10 protein-coding genes are annotated in these 20,519 nt (G+C 40.1%); 3 read left to right on the top strand and 7 right to left on the bottom strand.

Going from position 1 to position 20,519, the window contains the following annotated elements:
- Window positions 1-1,054 precede the first annotated feature (1,054 nt).
- The 3 genes from APHWEB_RS04640 to APHWEB_RS04630 all read right to left on the bottom strand — a co-directional run bounded on the left by APHWEB_RS04640 (window position 1,055) and on the right by APHWEB_RS04630 (window position 6,313).
- A complete protein-coding gene (locus tag APHWEB_RS04640; protein ID WP_020849342.1) occupies window positions 1,055-3,793 on the bottom strand; it encodes a hypothetical protein in 2,739 nt (912 codons plus the stop codon).
- A 1,308-nt stretch (window positions 3,794-5,101) separates the two neighbouring features.
- Complete coding sequence (locus APHWEB_RS04635) at window positions 5,102-5,821, bottom strand: 16S rRNA (uracil(1498)-N(3))-methyltransferase (RefSeq protein WP_011450890.1); 720 nt, start codon at window positions 5,819-5,821, stop codon at window positions 5,102-5,104.
- Between the two features lie 27 nt (window positions 5,822-5,848).
- Window positions 5,849-6,313 carry a peroxiredoxin gene (locus APHWEB_RS04630; protein WP_011450891.1) on the bottom strand — a complete coding sequence of 155 codons (465 nt, stop codon included), beginning with the start codon at window positions 6,311-6,313 and terminating at the stop codon, window positions 5,849-5,851.
- 468 nt (window positions 6,314-6,781) lie between these two features.
- On the opposite strand from APHWEB_RS04630, the gene ileS reads away from it, so the two are divergent.
- Window positions 6,782-10,072, top strand: a complete 3,291-nt coding sequence (ileS, locus tag APHWEB_RS04625) for an isoleucine--tRNA ligase (RefSeq protein ID WP_011450892.1) — start codon at window positions 6,782-6,784, stop codon at window positions 10,070-10,072.
- A gap of 935 nt (window positions 10,073-11,007) precedes the next feature.
- Here the strand turns inward: ileS and APHWEB_RS06725 are convergent.
- The 4 genes from APHWEB_RS06725 to APHWEB_RS04605 all read right to left on the bottom strand — a co-directional run bounded on the left by APHWEB_RS06725 (window position 11,008) and on the right by APHWEB_RS04605 (window position 13,398).
- Window positions 11,008-11,241 (bottom strand): hypothetical protein, encoded by a 234-nt coding sequence (locus APHWEB_RS06725; RefSeq protein WP_020848970.1) that lies wholly within the window; start codon window positions 11,239-11,241, stop codon window positions 11,008-11,010.
- A 460-nt stretch (window positions 11,242-11,701) separates the two neighbouring features.
- Window positions 11,702-12,196 (bottom strand): NADH-quinone oxidoreductase subunit NuoI, encoded by a 495-nt coding sequence (gene nuoI, locus APHWEB_RS04615; RefSeq protein WP_011450897.1) that lies wholly within the window; start codon window positions 12,194-12,196, stop codon window positions 11,702-11,704.
- A gap of 1 nt (window position 12,197) precedes the next feature.
- Window positions 12,198-12,929, bottom strand: a complete 732-nt coding sequence (lepB, locus tag APHWEB_RS04610; protein ID WP_011450898.1) for a signal peptidase I — start codon at window positions 12,927-12,929, stop codon at window positions 12,198-12,200.
- Between the two features lie 22 nt (window positions 12,930-12,951).
- Entirely contained in the window at window positions 12,952-13,398 is a 447-nt protein-coding gene (locus tag APHWEB_RS04605; protein ID WP_011450899.1) for a HesB/IscA family protein, read from the bottom strand.
- A 1,894-nt stretch (window positions 13,399-15,292) separates the two neighbouring features.
- Here APHWEB_RS04605 and APHWEB_RS04600 point away from each other — a divergent pair.
- Both APHWEB_RS04600 and APHWEB_RS04595 read left to right on the top strand, forming a co-directional pair.
- On the top strand, window positions 15,293-17,833 hold the full coding sequence (locus tag APHWEB_RS04600) for a hypothetical protein (RefSeq protein ID WP_020849345.1): 2,541 nt from the start codon (window positions 15,293-15,295) through the stop codon (window positions 17,831-17,833).
- A 275-nt stretch (window positions 17,834-18,108) separates the two neighbouring features.
- Complete coding sequence (locus tag APHWEB_RS04595) at window positions 18,109-19,890, top strand: hypothetical protein (protein WP_020849346.1); 1,782 nt, start codon at window positions 18,109-18,111, stop codon at window positions 19,888-19,890.
- The last annotated feature ends 629 nt before the right edge of the window (window positions 19,891-20,519 follow it).

The raw sequence follows: 20,519 nt of genomic DNA, 5'->3' as shown, positions 1-20,519 counted from the left end.
TCCTTAAAAGGATGACGTCAGATATTTCACAGCACATCATTTTTGTCCAACCGCTTTATGCCGAAGTTTAGACATAAAAAAGAGCAATATCCTATAAGCTTCTATGCTTTTGAGAAGCTGCGACTACTAATACTCCAGAACCTACTATACCGTATTATACAACAAGTGGAGGTGTTTACATTATAACAATAGTAGACACCTCACTCCAAAGCTATAGCACCTGAAAATGGGAGTGAGCATGAAGCCATTTCTCAGCTCAATACGAACGTTTATCCTATAAAAGCACTATATCTCAAATCATAAACTCGATGACTAGGTGCTCGCCGCAAGACATGTTAACTTAGCGTCATACACTGCTGGAGATATACAACGTGTCATACTTGCACTGGATAAAAAATTCAGAATACGGCAATGTAACCTACTTCTCTCTTCTCTGATAACTAAATATGTTGCTGCGCTGCAGTAGCTCATCAACTTGGAAAGCACTATAAACACGAAACAAAAGTTGAGGGAATTTACGAAGAATGCATTAGTTAAGGGCATAAATCCCGACTACAGACGCAGTACACAAAATTTCTACACTTTTTTCATACTAAACGGCATTTCCGTACGTAATTAAAGTCTCTTTCACATTTGCTATACTACAGTAATAATGCTCAGAATCAAAGCACTGCACATGTCTATGATGCATAGAGAACCGACAAGACACAACGTGCAATAAAATCGCAATGCGTGATCGTGCGTGATTCAAAGAACACCTCCATGCGAAAAAACACGGGATTAGAGATATAATCAAGCAACTACCTTAGAGATACAAGCATTGCTATACACACCCGTTCTCTAAAAAATAGCGCAACTGTAGCACAGCTAACAAACATGCAAGGTTAAGCACACACACCATACGCAAGCACTACAACCTGGACATCAAAGCCTTATAACAAGTACCTAACGAAAAAGGCAATAGCAAAGCTCGAAAGAAGCAAAAACGCATATCATAAATACAGAGAGCCAAATACTTACATTGACTCCACAGTGAAGCCTGATACCTCTTCTTCTACATCGCACCCTTAAAGCGGCCGTCTACAGCAGCGCCTCCTACACGGACATCACTAACATTACACTCCACAGCTTCCTGGATAAATTGGGAAGCATCATCCACAAACTCAACCCCATTACCATCTCGCACGAAAGATATGCCAGTAAAATGCACCACCCCTTCTACAGAAAAACAATTACCATCAGGATCCCAACCTGAAACAAACATAGCAATATTCTTATATCCAGAACGATCAAAAGGAAACCCAGGCCCCATCATCATGGACACCATAGGATCAATGAACAGCCTCTTCTTATCTTCTTTTAAAGCCTCCCTAACACAATCCAAAAATCTCCTACGATCACCCACTAGGAATTTACTACAAGTCTGCTCTATAATATCCAAAATACCCCATCTATCCTGATCCTGCGACAAGAGCATAAACTTTCTGGAATGCAGAAATTTCTTCGACAGCCCAGCAGAAGAACCATCCCCCAAAAGGGCTGCAGCAACATACGAATCAACATATGCAAGCAATAATTCAGCATGACCAGCCCTTCCCAAAATTTCAGCCGCGTGCAAGAAAGAAGACCTTGTATTTAACTTTACATCATACCTGAGTAACAAACCACTCGTTCCACAACTGCTAGCACCTTCAGCTATACTGAGCCCATGAATTGGAAGAGCATTCATCGCAGAAGATATAGCTTTAAACATCCGCATATCTTCTTGAGAAGCCTTTAAGCCCAATAAAATACAGTTTCCTTGAGGAACCCTATCCCGACTCTCAACCAAAGTAACTTCATACTTCTCAGCAGGCACTACTGAATTATTTATGTACAACTGATTATCACGAAAACTTATGCTATCTTCGCCAAAAGCATTCCCAGCAATCTCGAATAAATCGTTATCCTTGATCTTCAAACACAAATACAGCTCTGCTTTCTGCTGCAGTTCAACTTCCCAAATAGAACACAGTAAGTGCAACACATACGGTATGAGCAACGCAAAAATAGTAACCATGATCGACCCTACTATAGCCATCATGAGATCATCCATCCCGTACATAATCAAAAGGACAGTAGCTGCACAGAGCATCAGTATGCTAATAAAGAAAACCGCCACCAAAACATATTTCAACATCCTTCTGCGCATAGGAGAATACCCAGCCAAGCCTGATTCATCACCTTCACGATCACCAGCATCACTAAGATCATCAGGCCCAACATCAGTATCGCTATCTAAACAATGCGCAGTAGTCAATAAACGCCCTCCATAACCTAAAACACGCACACTATGGGCTCTGCTATTTATTTCCATACCAGCACCCAGATCCACATTCATAGATCCTCCCTGCACTAAAGCAGCAGAACCATAAATCATCAGAAAATCCCTTAGGCAGAATCTAGCAAAGCGCCTCATTGCCGTAACAGGACTTCTCCACTTCATCAAAGTTGCGCGAACTCCCCTAACAGGTTCAGTACCACTCATGGCAGAAATGAGATAAAACCTCTCGAATTTTTCAAGAAGCCCCATGAATACCGGACCTAACACTCTTTCTTTCCTCAAAAAAGCGTCCGTTTTATTCTTAACATCACATAAAAGCGGGTAACTACCCGGAGCAACAACACGATGGATAGGCACATCCTTACGCGACATCACCCTAAAAGGAAACCTCAACTTCTTAGCTATCTTGTTATATTTTTGACAATAACGCGTAAAATACTCATCTCCTTCCAAAAGCTCAGTCAAATCTCCAGGAAGCGGAGCTCCAGAGAAACAGCGAATTATCGCCAATGTCTCTATTGCCTCAGCAGCTACCGACGAAAGCCCGTTTTCAACACACCTTATATCATGGAATAAGCGCTCCAATAACTCCTCAGCAGAAGCGTCAGAAGCACAACTACCCACCAAAGAGGCAACACGTGCATTTGAAAACGCACGCACCGCTGCCACGTCATCTTTCAATACATCTTGCTTAACAGTATTGTCTAACCGCCTAATAGCATGGAAAATCGCAGAAAAGAACACACGAAATCCCTTCTCTTTCATACAAGGAATAATGGCAATGCACGAGTACAACGCACTCAAAAAACCTGCCGCTGATTCATCATGCAACAAGGCACTTCCGTCCATAAAGCGCATGAAAAAGTCAGCAGAAACCCTAAGTTTCTCACCATGCATACCCTGCTCTAAGCACCCAGCACTGATTATACGGTGCATGTAGAACAAAAGATACGATCTGACAAAGCCATCACATGCATTAGCAATTGCATGACTTAGACTACGCGCTCGACCAAAAGCAGGAGCTCTAGAAGAAATGCGCCCAAAACCAAGCCCACCACAAGACAATACATCTTTGATAAAGCACATAACGCGCTTAAGACTACCGGCATCATTGCAGCTCAGCCGTATTTTTCCCCGTACATTTCCATCCCAAATGCTAAGATCATAGAATCTGACAACATCAGAATACCTAGCGCACAAGTTAGCAAGTAAAGGATCTACGTTTGCATCTACCACAACATAAGGAGATTCAGCAACAAAATCACCCCAATTACCCGGCTCTACGAAAAACGCATCAGACACACGGAAGGTAAAATCACTACACAACCTCAGAAGACCATTTTCTGAAAGATGCGTCTCAGAGAGCAAATTACGCTGCAATGTAGGATGCAACGACAAAATTTCCGGCAAAGCCGTCTGATCCCCTCTGTTACTGTCATCGCTTCGCAAACTGAAAAACAACTTAGCCATAGCACACACACACTATAATATCTAAAACAGATTCACCCACCCTTTAGCAGGCACATACACGTAAGAACTGGTGATTATCAATCATGCAGCCACCTTCATGCATACGGTAACAGAACGCAATAAATCGCAAACTATATACCAATTCCAGCAACGGACCTTCCAAAGCCCATACACCACACACACCCTACCTCTAACTAGGAATCTACAACCCGACCCATAAGACAGAGCTGTTGAATTGTATCACGCTCATACAATTCTTGCCATTGTAAATTAAGAATTTCCCGGACAGTTCTTAATGCTTTTATGAACATAACACTTCACAAATCTAACTATAAAAGCTCGTGTTTTCATTGCTGAGCAACAAAGTTACATAACAAAATAAAAAGATAATTTCTTTTAAAGCCGAGTTATACTTGCTACGCGCACCAAGAATACATACCTTAATGCCATATCTTCCATATGGGGCATCTGTCAATTCGCGCTAGCAGCTTTAAAACATAGGAAGCCATATACCGTCACAGAGTCTCTTGCAGAGCGCCTAATACATGATCATAAAACGAGTATACGCAAGATCATAGCGCTTGAAATGAAAGACATGCTATACACAGTGAAGGAACAAATTTCCATATACTCCCAAAATTTATTATTCTTCACTACTGCATTCGCATAGTACCACCTATCATGAGGCCTAGAGAGACGTCTTCTCGCAAAAACTCTACGCACACAAGCGCTCTCCCTCAGAAGAGTCCCCTTCTGAACAAATTGTTATTCCCAAGTTCTCCTTACTACACGACACCTAGGCGGGCATTCTTCCTTTGTCCGTCTCATCACATAGTACTGACTACCTTTACTGAGATGCGCAAATGCCATGCAAGATCCCTACTCACTTAGGGCATCATAGCTGGATATTTCAAATACAACTATAAGAAGGCACTGTCGCTCTGGATCAAACAACCAACACTGACATATGCCCCTTAACATCTTGGGGTATACATAAATGCTATAGAGCACCAATGAATATGCATTTCATATAGTTCAGCAACCTCTATTAACCATTGGCGATTTCTCCATATCACATGTCACCATAATACTTTTAATGCTGCACAATGTAATGCATGTTTCTCCACACTGTAGCGATACCTTGACATATAAGAACTACTCCTCGCTAACCTCAACAGGTGATAGTACATACAACACGCCTCAGTGCCATAATCAATCCGTATTTATACCAGATTATGCATGCTGTTAGACGCTTTATAAGCACAACAACAGCTCATTATACAGTAGATAGTACCTCTGAAATAATACCTATGAGATATAGTACTCATTCACGTATGCAAGAGCTGCCACAACTGCCGTATCAACTCTTAGAATCCTATGCCCCAAAGACATCTTTTCACAAAAACTCTCTGCACAGACAAGCTCTCTCTCGGAAAAACCCCCTTCTGGACCAATTATGATGCCCAAGTTCTCCTTACTACGCAGCACCTCAGCAGGCATTCTTCCTTTACCCGTTTCATCACATAGTACCAATTTCTTACCAAGGTCATTGAGATGCGTAAATTCCATGACCGATGCAATCTCCGGAATATCTTGCCTTTCACACTGTTCAGCAGCCTCTATTGCCCATTGGCGACACTTTTGCACATTTATATCACTAACTACAGAATATTCCGTACGAATGGGCTGAATTTGCGTTACTCCCATCTCTGTTGCTTGTCGCACAACACTACGCATGGTATCCTGCTTTACAAGCGCAATGCAAAGCATAAGATCCCTGCTCTTTACATATTCACTAACCAGGTGTTCAACCCGCACCTCTACTTTCTTACGAGATATTTCTGAAATAGTAGCGAACCAATCTCCTGTTACACCATCAAAGAGTACAACAGCATCTGATATCCTCACTCTCATCACGTCTCTTATGTAATGAGCTTGATCAGAACGCAAGAGGACCTTTTCACCCTTATTCAGTGCGCTATCGCTGTAATATAGCCTGATTTTTACGGGCTTCTTTTTGAAAACCATAAAGTATAATTGCTTTTCTAGAAACTACTAAAGCTCATTTACCGCTTTTAATACAGTATCAACATGATCATGTACTTTAACATTCCTCCATATCCTCTTGAGAATACCGCATTTATCTATCAAGAAAGTTGATCGTTCAATGCCCATATAACACTTCCCAAACATGCTCTTTTCTACCCATACGCCATATGCTTTTGCCAAAATAGCTTCTTCATCAGCAATAAGCTCAAAAGGCAACTGGTACTTTTTTTTGAAATTTTCGTGTGAGGTTATGCTATCCCTAGACACCCCTACAACAGCGGTATTTAGATTTGCAAACTTGTCATTAGCATCACGAAAGCCTTCAGCCTCTTTGGTACATCCTGGAGTATCATCTTTCGGATAAAAATATAGCACTACGTTCTTATTCCCATAATAAGATGCCAAAATAGGAAACACTACTCCCTCTTCCTCTTTGAACCCCGGCGCCTTATCCCCTTCTCTAACTACCATAATTACCTCTCAACTATAATTCACAAGCCGATGATACACGTACTCTGAAACATTCACAAACTAATCACCAGAAATTTTGGCAATACAGATTTTCAGCAAACAATGCGAATTGCATCAGTAACAACTAAAACACTAGCTTATCAATGTATAACTGAAAAAAGAGTCCGTCTTTTGAGACCCACGCATTATCAGCTGTTTAAAAACTGAACCACTGGTACAAAATATAATATCAACAATTGCTAAAACGCCGGACTTTACTTTATCTGAAGTTTGTACCCAGTACTAGATATCCACTTCATGTTTATCCATTGAAAATGCCTTGAAACAGAAAAGTTGAGTAAAACAGCAATTTAGATGTATCACCATAGGTTATAGTAATCTCATTTCCCCCTCCATAGGAAAAATCTATTTTCAATGGTTGAAAAAAATAATATGCTTTCCTCCTCAGGGGCTTTAGTGAGGAAAGAAGTGAAGTATTATCCCAAGGTTAGTGGAAATCCTGAATTTGCCTCAATTGAACGGGACATTCTTGAATATTGGGATAAAAATAAAATATTTGAGAAATCAGTTGAGAATAAACCAAAAACTAGACGTTTTGTATTCTATGATGGCCCTCCTTTCGCTAATGGCTTGCCTCACTATGGGCATCTCTTAACCGGCTTTATTAAAGATGCAGTTGCGCGCTATAAGAGCATGAGAGGATTTCGAGTGGATAGGAGGTTTGGGTGGGATTGCCACGGCTTACCAGTCGAAATGCTAAGTGAAAAAGAGCTTAATGTTTCTGGAAGAACAAAAATCGAAGAATTTGGCATTGAAAAATTTAATGCCAACTGTCGTAACTCGATCATGAGGTTTACCCAAAAATGGAAGGAATACGTAACCAGACAAGCCCGCTGGGTAGACTTTGATAATGGCTACAAAACCATGGATAAAGACTTCATGGAATCAGTCATGTGGGCGTTTTACAAACTTTGGGATAGGGGACTCGTATATGAATCCCTTAGGGTAGTGCCTTATAGTTGGGCTTGTCAGACTCCGTTGTCAAATTTTGAAACGAAACTAGACAATGCATACCGTGAAAAGGTTAGTAAAACAATAGTAGCTAAATTTGAACTGCGAGATAAACCATCATTTATACCTCCTCATATTGAATCATGTAAAATCCTCGCATGGACTACAACCCCATGGACTTTGGTTGCAAATTTCGCGTTAGCCGTCAATCCAAAAATGTCTTATGTTGCTGCTTCTCTTGGAAAAGAAATGTTGATATTCTCCGAGGGATATGTAGAACACTTTCAGCATTACTGTAAGAGAATTAATCAAGAATACACTGAGGTTTGCAAGCTCACTGGACAAGATCTTGTATCACTTGCGTACAACCCCCTATTTCCTTATTTTGCCGATCAGAAAAATGCATTCAGAATACTGGGTGCTGATTTCGTAACAGAAGGTACTGGGACAGGCATAGTTCATATTGCGCCTGGATTTGGGGAAGATGACTTTATATTGTGCCAAAAGCACAGCGTCCCAAGCGTAGATGGCAATGTCTCACAACTCTTATCTATAATATGTCCTATAGATGACGCGGGTGTGTATACTGCAGCCATATCGGACTTTGCGGGATGTCACGTGTTCGACGCAACTGATAAGGTTATTATGTATCTTAAAGAACGTGGTTCTTGGCTGGAGACAAGTACATATACACATAGCTATCCCCACTGTTGGAGGACTGATACCCCGCTCATATATCGCGCAATGCCATCTTGGTACATTGAAGTGACTAAGCTGAAAGAGCGCATGATGCAGCTCAATAAAGGAGTAAATTGGATACCTGATAATGTCAGAGATGGTCAGTTTGGCAAGTGGTTAGAAGGGATCAGAGATTGGTCTATTTCTAGAAATAGGTTCTGGGGCGCTCCTGTACCTGTATGGAAGAGTGATGATCCAAAATACCCAAGAATTGACGTATATGGCTCCATTAAAAAAGTACTCCCTAATGTACGGGCTCTGGAAGAAGACTTTGGTCCAATAGATGACTTACATCGTCCTTATATAGACGATTTGGTACGCCCCAACCCTGATGATCCTTCTGGCAAGTCTATGATGAGAAGAGTACCTGATGTATTGGATTGCTGGTTTGAATCAGGATCAATGCCTTTTGCACAGGTGCATTACCCTTTTGAAAACAAGGAACTGTTTGAAGAAAATTTCCCTGCAGATTTTATAACTGAGTATATAGCGCAAACCAGAGGGTGGTTCTATACATTGTTTGTTCTCTCAACGGGTATATTTGATAAACACCCATTTGAGAGTTGCATATGTCATGGAGTGATACTCGATATACAAGGGCAAAAGCTATCAAAGAGGTTAAATAACTACCTTGACCCTATGGAAGTATTCGAAAGGTTTGGTGCTGATTCACTGCGGTTCATGTTGCTTTCTAGCTCCGTATCAACTGGGGGAGATCTACTGCTAGATCAAGATGGTCAAGTAATCCGTGATGTGCTGAAGAACGTTGTTAAGCCAATATGGAATAGTTACAGCTTTTTCACAGTATATGCAAATGCAGACAAGATACGTGCACGTGTGCTCGATAGCTTAGACGGCTTAAATAATATCATGGATAAGTACATCCTCCATGAATGTATGCACTTGGTGCAAAGCGTGCTGAGTGCTATGGAATCTATTGAAGGGCATGACCCTTATGACATAAAGCTTGCATGCACTGCTATAGTGCAATTCTCCGACAAGTTAAATAACTGGTATATCCGCCGCTGTCGCGAAAGATTTTGGGCTACTGAGAAAACACAAGATAAATTTGATGCATATAACACGTTGTATACAGTACTGTACTACTTTAGCAGAGTGATTGCTCCTTTCTTGCCGTTCATATCAGAAGCTATTTGGTTAGGGTTGGATTTTCAACAGGAAGAATCTGTACATCTGTCAGATTTTCCCGCTCCAAATGCTTTGCAAGTTCAGGAAGAGCATGTCAAAAACGCTGAAAATATGCAGCTTGTAATGGATATATGTAGCCATGCTTTGTCTTTGAGAAACATTCACAATCTGAGAATTAGACAGCCACTGAGCAGCATGAAAATACATGTTTATAATTGTGCAGCATTGTCATCTCTTCCTACAGAATACAAAAATGTGATCTTGAGTGAGCTAAACATCAAGGAACTTGTGATGTGCGATAATGTCCAAGATGTTGCATTTTTTGACTTAAAACTCAACTTCCCATTACTTGGTAAAAGGATCCCTGAAAAAATCAAGGAGATCATTCCTCTAGTGAAAGCTGGAGTATGGGAAATGCTTCCTAGTGGTGAATTGTCGTTAGGCAGTGCAAAAAATGAGCAGTACATCTTTCATGCTGATGAGTTTTCCATGAGCTTGAAGGTACGCAATGAGTACTCATGCCCTATTATCTCAAGTGGACAGACTGTTGGCATCGTCACTATCGACCCTGAGCTTACTAAAGATCTGCTGCTTGAAGGAATTGCTCGAGACATAGTGAGATATATTCAACAAGGCCGGAAACAATGCGACCTAGACATGCTGAGCCTTGCTAAAGTGTGCGTGTATACATGCGACAGTGAAACATATGAAGCCATATTAAAGTGGGAAGACTTTATAAAGAAGCAAACGCTACTTAGCACTTTGGAGTACTCCTTAAGAGACAGTATTACAGATGCTAAAGTAGCAGGATATACTCAAGTAACAGATGAGAAAGATCTCAGCATATTCTTACAGGGCTGATCTAAAACTCTACCTGAAAAAATGGCATAGTGCGTTTTTACAGTGTGATTCACAATGTACCTAGTGTTGGGTGCGATGCTCTTAACCTGAGGCATCACCGCTGCGCCCATTATAAAGCATTGCTCAAGCCGATGCGGAAGAGGCATTCTCCTGCTTTATGGATGTAATGTATATATCTGAAATTTTATCGGTTATGCTGAGATCTCTCAATATTCGCTTAGCATCCGGTGGAATTTTTCTATCCGCAGCTAGGTATTCACATATCGTTTTTTCCTGCATCTGAAAGGTACTGTCAAGACTTACTCAATGGAAAGGTATCATCCAAAATTCTCTATAGCTTGAGTTGAAATTTTCTCATTATTCATTCCAGCAGTACAATGAGAAGTATTCCTATATGAAGCTAGATATTCACTTGCTATTTTTCCAGTATCTTTGGGATGTACTTCCTTAGCAGAATGTTAAGAGATTTTCTATGGGTTGGATGCGGATTTTCTCAATATTCGTGCAGCATTGCTGCGAGAAGTCTTCCTATGCAAAGCTAGGTATTCACATACAGCTTTTCCAGCGTCTGCGAGATACTTTCTATACTTCTCAAATTACATCTTTTGCATCGCATGATGAGTTTAGCAACACTTCGGCCTATCAGACGTTCTAGTACTTTTCTATGTTTATTGATAAAGAAGTGTGCTGAAACTTGACCAGCATCCAAAAAACTTCAATATGCTTTTTTAGTAGGTGTATTTACTACATGTACGATGTCATGATTGCACATCTTCCTTCTAAATCTGCACAAGCATAGTAATCCTAAATGAAATGCCTCCTGGCTTCTACCACCCACTCGACACAGTTCACAATTGATTCATAATATCTCAGGACACACTTGATAAGATGTGGATTTGTGTATTATGTTCCACTACTTGTTCACAGAATGACTACTACTTTCTGCTCCCCTTGATGGAGGGCATAACAAATATCAGCTCGTGATTTGAAATAGCACCTACGTATAGCATAACCCTAAAATTCTGTGGCCATTCTTCTCCTGAAGCTTCTGTATATTCTGGACACAAATTGCCAAACCACTCGTAGAAATATCTGCATTCCCTTCTCACACTTAGGAAAAACTTCAACCTTAAAAGATTTACGTCAAGACAGAACTGTAACTTTCCCAATAAGACAACAGTTCGCCAATCTTTACACCTTCAACAAACTTGCTAAACAATAGTGTAGAATCCTTAGTCGCATCAAAACCGCTACACTGCGCTTCCACCGTAGCCTGCGCCTTGTCTCCAAATGATGCGATGCTACTCCGTCCTCTCTCCCTAGCACCATGAGTCCCATATTGGCAGAATCAGCTGCGTTATCTAAATCCCTGTAACAGAAAATTTCACTTACAAGAGCAAGATATGCATATAGCAGCCTTTTTACAGTAATCCCGCTGCGTGAAGCGCTTACTTATTTCCAAGAATAGCAAAAACCTTCTTCACAAAAGATCTACATTCATACAAAGCAGCGACTTCTTAAATGAAAAATATAGGGAAACACTCCAAACTAAACTAGCACCATACTGATATAGAACAGTAACTACCTCAGTAGCTATACCGCCCCAAACCACAAAGCCACAAATGAAAACTAATAGTAAGGCTGGTTCTTCTTAATCCGATAGCGTAAAGCCTCTTCCCAAATGTCTCCGTTCGCTAGAAGCTTTTCCTTGTTATACATCAACTCTTCCCTTGTCTCCGTAGAGTACTCGAAGTTAGGCCCCTCAACAATAGCATCAACTGGACATGCCTCCTGACAAAATCCGCAGTATATACACTTCGTCATATCTATGTCGTACCTTGTAGTCCTGCGGCTACCGTCACTCCTTTCTTCCGCCTCTATCGTTATAGCTTGAGCTGGACAAATGGCCTCACAGAGCTTACAGGCTATACACCTCTCTTCTCCACTTTCATACCTACGCAATGCATGCTCACCACGGAATCTAGTACTCAAAGGCCCCTTCTCATGCGGATACCGCAACGTAACTTTGGGCTTAAACATTGCCAGAAGCGTCAAAAAGAAACCGTGCACAGTTGCAGATACCAGCCTTATGACCCTTCTCCCAAACTGCACACAATATAACATTTTATCGCACCTTATGTAAGATTCTATCCGCCCTAATCTTGAATGGAAACCAGCCATCACTACCCTGAAAAGAAAGAACAACTATAAGCGCCTTTCCTATAATGTTATCAATTGGGATATTCCCAACTTCTGTTACAAAGCGACTATCCCGAGAATCATCCCTATTATCACCAAGCACAAAAATATGCCCAGGCGGCACCTTATATACAGGAGTATTATCTAATGAACTATTTTCACGCTCATCTAATATCTCATATGACTTGCCATTGTACAAAGTCTCAACATACCGACGCACCGCTCTGTCTCCGTCCATGAAATCTCCCACGACTTCATAGTGCATCTCCTTCCCATTTATATACAGATGCCCATTTTTAATCTGTACACTATCCCCAGGAAGACCAATCACCCTTTTTATATAACTAGTACTCGGATCCGAAGGCAACCTGAATACCACCACATCACCAGCTTTTGGAGGGGTATATAACACCCTCCCCTTAAGAGTCAAAAAAGGAATCCTCGACAAAATGGGCGTGAGAACCGTGGAATAGCGCCCGTAACCGTAGCTATACTTTCCAACAAATAAATAATCACCCACCAAAAGAGTACTCTTCATTGAACCAGACGGTATATGAAAAGGCTCTATAACGAAACTACGGAAGCAACCAACCGCTACTAACGCTACCAACAATACCTTGATTAACTCAACGACAGCGCTCCTCTTCCCCTTCAGCACTGAACCAAGAGGCGCTTTCTTCTCACAACGAAAAACTGTTCCCACAGCCACAACCAAACTTTACACCAGGGTTATTCACCACGAACCTTGACCCATTCATATCTTCTACATAGTCTATAGTGGAGTTCTTCAGAAACTTCTTAGAATGACGATCAATCAGCAAAATAGGAGCGCCAGAGTCATCTGAAAGCACGAGATCAGACCCTCCTCGCACCTCATCATGCCCATCTTCATCCTCCTCTTCTTCCTCATCATCTATGTCAAACTCTGAGTCATCATCACCATCACTTCTACCAATAAGGCCATCTCTAATACTCTCAGTAGTGAACTCATACTTAAACCCAGCACAGCCACCACCCTGCACAGATAACCTCAGCAAAGACGGATGTCCCTCTCTTTCTAAGACAGACTTTATTTTATTGACCGCACCACCAGTTATAGTCAACCCATAACTTTCTATACCGTACATACAATAACCCGTCGCTATACAAAGAGAGCCCAATTCTATCACGTATTTTAGGCATGTCAAACAAGGCCGTCATCTCGCATTTTTATCCTTTCCTATGCGATTCATTTACACAAGCTGAAAGCCTATGACATATGAAATACTAGTATAACCTATCAGTATATCATACATATTAATTAACTTTTTATAATCTCACATACGGTTCGCTATAAACGCTGCTATTGGACAAATAAAGACACTAAAAAACTTACTGGTATTATCTTAGTTCAGTTTAGTATTTTTAATCCCTTACTATCGGCTTTCTAAAGGTCTCAAAAGGGCACCTAACACTACGCCCCTAACTATTCACAACACCGCGCACTTTCATTGAACAATATCCCTACACCAGGCTGTGCCGGAGATGATAACGCAGCAACACTGCTTCTATCATAATATAGGTATATGGCGCAATCTATATTTTCTTATTTATCATACAAACTCTATTACTTAACAATATAGGTCAAATCATTACATACGTTATTAATATCACTAAATAAACAACCTACTCATAGGCTCACGAATCATGCACCTCATCCGATAAACCAGCCTTCATGCACAGTAAAGCTATGCCTAATCCAGCTGATTCATTTGAGGCAATCATCACATGTTAAAAGTTCATGCACACCTCTATTATACGTGCATTACAGTATTTATATAACACATCACCTTTCTAAGTTTCGTTATATCTCCAGCCACATTATCCATTGGTTTAAAGCACGATAGATATACCCAAAATATACTTTTATTTCTTATGATAGTTCAAAGGTGCGCAGAGAGACATTTTATTAAAATTCTTTATCACGCGCGACTAATAGCCATCCTACTATAATGACGATCTCATAGGAGATTATCATTTGGAGATGATCTACGATAAATTTATGGGCTCTTGCTTCTCAGAATAGCCCTTTATAAGAACACATTCTCTAATAAAGCTATAGCACTCACAATATAGTATAAAATTGCTCTACGCTCAGCGTATTAGGTTACATACTTTGGCAAGAGCAGCCAATCCACTAATAACCAACTTACTGTGTAATAAGTCCTTCTATAAGCATCAAAACGCTTCATGCTCTTACGCTCTCACAAATAGACATAAAAGCTAAAAATGCCAATACACTGAAGAATTAAGGAAATAAAGAGTCTACCAGGTACAAGTATGCTGCAGCTCATAACAACACAAGTGGGATTACATACTACTAGCTCTAAAAGCTACCAAGAATACGAAAAAATCCCCCTTCTACAGCATATTTGGCAAGCATATGTGATTGCATACGGCTTTGAAGCTACATAAGCAACCCTTGCCATAGAACATCCTACATATTCTCCCTCACCCAACAAAAGAACATTCTTCCACTTAGAGCAATAGATATGGTTTTCTAGAAACACGTTCTTTACTATAATTACATAGCAGCTCTCATATGAATATGCTCCACCATATTACAACGAACATCTCTAATGCGTGACTGAATGCAAAAAGCCAATACATACACCATATAATATCGGGCTCTATAAACAAATGCAGCTACTTTAAAAGATACTGCAATTTGAGGATTTCATGCATCAGGTAATCCACAATTATTACAAACCCCTTACAGAATTCCCTCTCTTTAACTGTTACTCCAAGTTTGAAAGGACACATACTTTCAGCGTTATTTTTGTATTTTTATAACACTATTACCATACTCAAAATTCAACTCTTAAATCGCAAAAACTGCGCTCCTCCATATATTGAGATCTAGTGTTCTCTCATAAACACACACGAAATTTCACACTATTTAGCAGGTAACATTATTTTTTGTAGCAATATATTAAAAAATAAGCATAATTTGCGTTATTACCTAATTTATTAGGAGATATCATGAGGAAGTGGGTTATAAACTTTTTGGGATTAAAAAACGCCCGAAGCCCAGAGAATGCACCGCGCCAAAGGCATTATTTGTACTTTCCTAATAAATTATCCCGTATTGGGGCATCTCAAGAATTAGGTGAAGGCAACGTATTGCGTTGTAAATTAATGCAAGAACGTATTAGGCCAAAGCAGCTAGATGAAAGGCATCCTGCTCAACATCTAGATGAAAGTAATTCCTTGAATTGGCACTTAATCTATGAACCCAGTGGATCTCCCTCGCCTCCTGTGGCATTAGATCGCAATCTTATTACTGAAAAAATCTTAGACGTACAGGGATTGTGCAACTATGTAAATAAGAATAGTAAGAGCATGCTCCCTGAAAACCTGCAAGATGCTCCAGAGGATACCTCTGAAAGCGTGCAAGCTGCGCTCTTACAAAATCTCTGGACAAAATGTCATGCTGAATTGGATGCAATACACGATCTCTTGGACAATAGCACTCAATCTCCCGAAACAGAAACAATTATCTTGCCAATTGTCAGGCATTGCCACGCAGCTATGCTACATCTGATTCACAGCACCTCTTCTGATATTATGACAGAGGATTACCATTTTACCGTATCGAAGGCGCTCTGTAATATATCAGATATTGTATATGCAACTCAAAATACAGCCATATTACTGCCAGAGCCTCTGAAAGAACTACATGTATTCAACACATTATCAAACTTGCAGGGTACATTGAGGTTGTTGACATACAGTATTGCGAAGTCAACTATCGTGCGGCACAATTGCCTAAAGGAATTCCTATTAAGCTGCATAAACACAGCTACTTCTCTAAGCCGTCTCGTAAATACAAGAGACATTTCAGACGATGACAAGCTCATTGTTGCATATATTACAAAATTTGGCATAAAACTCGTAGCTTCGGCAATCGAGACTGGTGCTATTCCAAACTTTCAAGCATATCAAGCCAATACTTCTATTAGACAAGCACTTGGACAGCCAAATTCCATAGTAGCAATAACAGCTGCTAAACTCTTTATACTCTCTGCAGACCGTTATGCTTCATTGGATGGTCCAGCGGTATGCGAAGTCAGCGATATTGAATTAGTACAAACATATCTGTTTGAATGTAAGTCTCTCATAGAAGAAATCTTCTATAAGTGTTCTAATTTCCACGACAGTGCCGATAATAGCGTGCGGAAAATTATGATCACATTGAGTAACACTACACTGTCCCTAAATCGGGCAATAAATTCGTGCTATAACGATGTAGAAGGATTCTCTCAAACCCACATTGTAATTGCCCAATTAAAAACTGTATGTGAACATTTGGGATACTGCAATGGGGTTCTTGATCATGATAAACATGGAGAGATATTAATCCTACTGAATAAGGCCGCAATATCCGCACAACGATGCTTGGAAAAGTCGAAACACAGCACTCTGAGCAACTATGCTGCACACCCTATTCCAATATTCCCTGGGGGGACGCAACCTAAAGATAAGCAACAGAATAGCGTACCAGTAAAGGTTACCGCCTTACAGAAGATGTTTAGCAATTATGTTCAGAAGTCCAGCAGCTCAAAATCTGTGCGCTTTCATTTAAGAAAAAGCTCACTCAGAAAAAAGACATCAGCAGCGGAAAAAGACGTGTTTAAGCATCAACCTTTTACTAGTAAACACGGTATTCTAGCTAAAACTAGTCAACTCCCCAAAAAAGTAAGCATAGAGAACACATACCGGCACATGCATGATCAAGAACAAAGTAATCCCTACGACACGCAAGTGCTGCAAATGTATGAGAAGGAAAATTCTAGTCTTGCTGTGCGCGGCAGAACACAGTTTCTGCAACCAAAATCCCGAGCACAGGGACAAGACTCTATTAGTGTTCACGTTGTGGAGATACACAAAAACATGCACGATAGCCCACTTGAAGAAGAAGATATCTCAAGTTATCATAGTACTTTCCAGAAAAATCTTGTCGAACTGGATATTGCAATCGAACTACTATGTAATATCTCTCGAAAGAGTAAAGAAGACACTATTCATGCAGCGCAACATGCTATACAAGATTGCACATCAAGTGGAATTCATGCACCTTCATCCTCGGGAAAAACACAAGATTTTTATTGTAATGAACGCGCCAGAGCAATTGTAAAAGCTGCAAGAGACAGCATAGCAGGATTTACTATAGGATGCACCTCTTGTATAGGTCATGATCCTTGTGCAGTATTTGATAATTCTCTTGAACAAGAAGACGTCGAGTCCTTATCGTCGTCTTCAGAAGAAACGGTTATTTACGTCAAAAAACAAGATCTAGAAACCCAAACTTCACAAGGAAGTATCGATATATCGGATAAAAGTAATAGTACTCCTGAAGAAAAAGCTGCAACTTCAGATAAAGCTATGATACAAGCAAGTGCTGCAATCTCACACGTACCTCAACGTGTTACAGTGCGGTTAACAGATACTTTTGTTATAGAGCATAACGTTACTCCTGAGGATGGCACAAATAAAGCTATCACTTCAAAGAGTATTGCCTGACCTATCCGTATTAAGATGTACCGTGTATACTATATGAATCTTATGCCTGTAGCGATGTATGAATCTGCATTTTGCATTGCTATGCAGCACTTTCCCATGATTGCGAACAGCAATGGGGTTTAGATTACTGCAATGTTGCACTAATGTCTCGCATGCAATAGGAATCGCGCCTGGTATCACTTGTCTAAACTATCACGCTTATACGGCTGAGATACCACTCTACTTAGTCCTCTTATCTTTTTTATTACTCTTAGTAAATTTTAAAGGAAAACCTTATGCATAATAACGTACGCGGTACTGAACCAGGTACTGATCAAGGATCTCAAGATGTTCAATATAGCTTTTCTCCACATAGTAACCAGGAACCATATCAATGTGAGCTAAAACGAGAGATAGCGCAGTACAATAAGTCGTTCAATAATCCTTCTGTCCAAGCAAAGCCTTTACTTTTTCGTCTACTGAATAGTAGCGCAAGACTCCTAGCAAACTCTGCATCATCTTGTAATAGAGAGAGTACTAACAAAAAAGCATTACATGAATTAGAAAATGTTCTTAATGAAATACATCTATTCTATTATAGTCCCGATGCGACTGTGTCATTTGACTATAAGGTAGTATTAACTCAGTGTTGTAATGCTCTTGTGCATCTGTGTGAAGATGTCAGCCTCCTGCCTCCTGCCAAACGTAAAACACGTAGTACTATCGATAATGGAATCGCTTTAATATCGTGTGCAATTCACCTTGTACACAAACAAATTGAAGGAACTCCTTCAGCAGAAGAAGGTGCGATATACACACGTGATAGCTCTATCACAAAACACATGTTTTCCTTTAATAATGCAGCCCTGATACTTTCACAAACTGTACAAGTATCAGAGTATGCTGCGATACAGAGGGATATGCAGGTAGCTTCGTGCATTGCTAGAATTCTTAATAAAGACTCTCTTTATGAATATAGAATACAGCTATCACAGCATTTAGCATTAAGAATAGATAACATATATTCTGCTATATTAAACAGGAGACCCTTACCTACCTTTAAACACTCATTTCACCATGACATTGACCTGTTAAACACTGCGCATACTCTACTTACTAACAGTTTGAACAAGCTATCTAGGAGAGCTTCGAAGAATATTTCAATACCGTCAAGCATTGCACTGATTCAACTTGATATCTTCAACTGCCGGAACCTGGGCAACACCCTTATGAACAATAAAAATCTTGAGCACAGCTATTATTTTGACAGCATATGCGACGCTTTCCAACCCTGCCCAGTTCATATAAATAGGCTACGTACTGTACTAGGAAACGCATATCTTTCCAGCAAAATTAGCAAGTACGGCAGAGAATCTCTACCAGTTATGGAAACAATCCAGAACAACCTAGAGAGCGCTGACAAGTTACTAGACAACGACTATTTTAGTTATATATTACGATCTTATCCGCGCTCCCAGTACAGCGAATTAAGAAAAACAGTAACATCTGCCCTGGAAACTCTCTATTTTTTCTACTTTGCAAAGGCATCAAGTAAGCACGCCTCGTATGAAAAAATTCCAAGCGTTATGTCATCATCTAGTCATGCTAGTGATTCGAAAACACTGAAGAAAAGCACTTTATACAAAGAAAAAAGTGATAAACCTAGTACATCACACTTATCACTAAAAACACTAAAGAAAATCCCCGCAATGCTTGCATTAAAGGCTACTGCAAATTCAAGAAAAAAGAATTTTGGTCCACGATCTAATTCCCTACACGTACGAGAACACACTTCTGAAAGCAGCTCAAATAATGCTGAGGTCTCAATACGAAGAACATTAACTGATCATGCAACTTCTAGCGCTTTGGATATAGATTTTGCTGCAAGACAATCTATAGACTATGATCTTGGTGGACATGAAACAAGATCAAGCAAGTATAGGATGGACGGGCGTCTTCAGGAAAATGAGACAAGTACGTCAGCACGTATACAGGGTACTGAAAGTGAAATTTTACCAAGCACAGCAATATCCTCTTCTTCCTCAAGACGCATTAAACACTTTAGTACGTATAAGTAAATCCGCTGTCAAAGGAAGGGCTTTAAATTACATTAGGGCCCTCCCTTAGGCCATGTTATCACTCTCACACATCAATCTGCTGACAAGAGCACTACAATGGCGGTGATGACGGTATGTTACGCAGATCATAACAGCACTCTTTCATCTAATGTATTGATGTACAATCTGGACATAACCTTTTTGTGATCTTCGATATTTCTTCTCCCCAAAGTTTGCCAATCACTCCGAAAATATGTAGCGCATTAAGCATGCTCACAGGGATATTTTTTTCCCTGATTGGTAACACCTGCAATATTGGCGATAGACGTCCTTTTTACGCGTCAGAGAAACGCACAGATGGAATGCTCGCGCTGTTGCATAACAACTATACTTTCCAGATTGCTTATGAATCATCACACATTCAAGAAAAGCTTAGCTTTTTACGCTGTGAGCATATCGTATGTATGCTCTTTAACTCTCTGATTTTTGGATAAACTAGGCCTTCATAGAATACACTTTAATCTTACCAAAATGCATGTTCAGTATGCAACTTGTAAGCAAAGAGTACGTAGCGACCTTCCCTGTTTATAGTGAATACACCTCATTTGTGCAGATTTTGTGTTTTTTCTTAAAAAGACACAAAAAGTTAT

Origin of the sequence: Anaplasma phagocytophilum str. Webster, from assembly GCF_000964685.1 — a bacterium.
GTDB classification, from domain to species: domain Bacteria; phylum Pseudomonadota; class Alphaproteobacteria; order Rickettsiales; family Anaplasmataceae; genus Anaplasma; species Anaplasma phagocytophilum.
The sequence above is the reverse complement of the archived record's forward strand: the minus strand, read 5'-3'. Positions and strand labels throughout refer to the sequence as shown.

Excerpts from the sequence above, each read along its gene's own strand:
- APHWEB_RS04640 (WP_020849342.1), bottom strand. The coding sequence starts at position 3,793 with ATGGCTAAGTTGTTTTTCAGTTTGCGAAGCGATGACAGTAACAGAGGG.
- APHWEB_RS04635 (WP_011450890.1), bottom strand. The coding sequence starts at position 5,821 with ATGGTTTTCAAAAAGAAGCCCGTAAAAATCAGGCTATATTACAGCGAT.
- APHWEB_RS04600 (WP_020849345.1), top strand. The coding sequence starts at position 15,293 with ATGAGGAAGTGGGTTATAAACTTTTTGGGATTAAAAAACGCCCGAAGC.
- nuoI (WP_011450897.1), bottom strand. The coding sequence starts at position 12,196 with ATGTTATATTGTGTGCAGTTTGGGAGAAGGGTCATAAGGCTGGTATCT.
- APHWEB_RS04630 (WP_011450891.1), bottom strand. The coding sequence starts at position 6,313 with ATGGTAGTTAGAGAAGGGGATAAGGCGCCGGGGTTCAAAGAGGAAGAG.
- APHWEB_RS04595 (WP_020849346.1), top strand. The coding sequence starts at position 18,109 with ATGCATAATAACGTACGCGGTACTGAACCAGGTACTGATCAAGGATCT.
- APHWEB_RS04605 (WP_011450899.1), bottom strand. The coding sequence starts at position 13,398 with ATGTACGGTATAGAAAGTTATGGGTTGACTATAACTGGTGGTGCGGTC.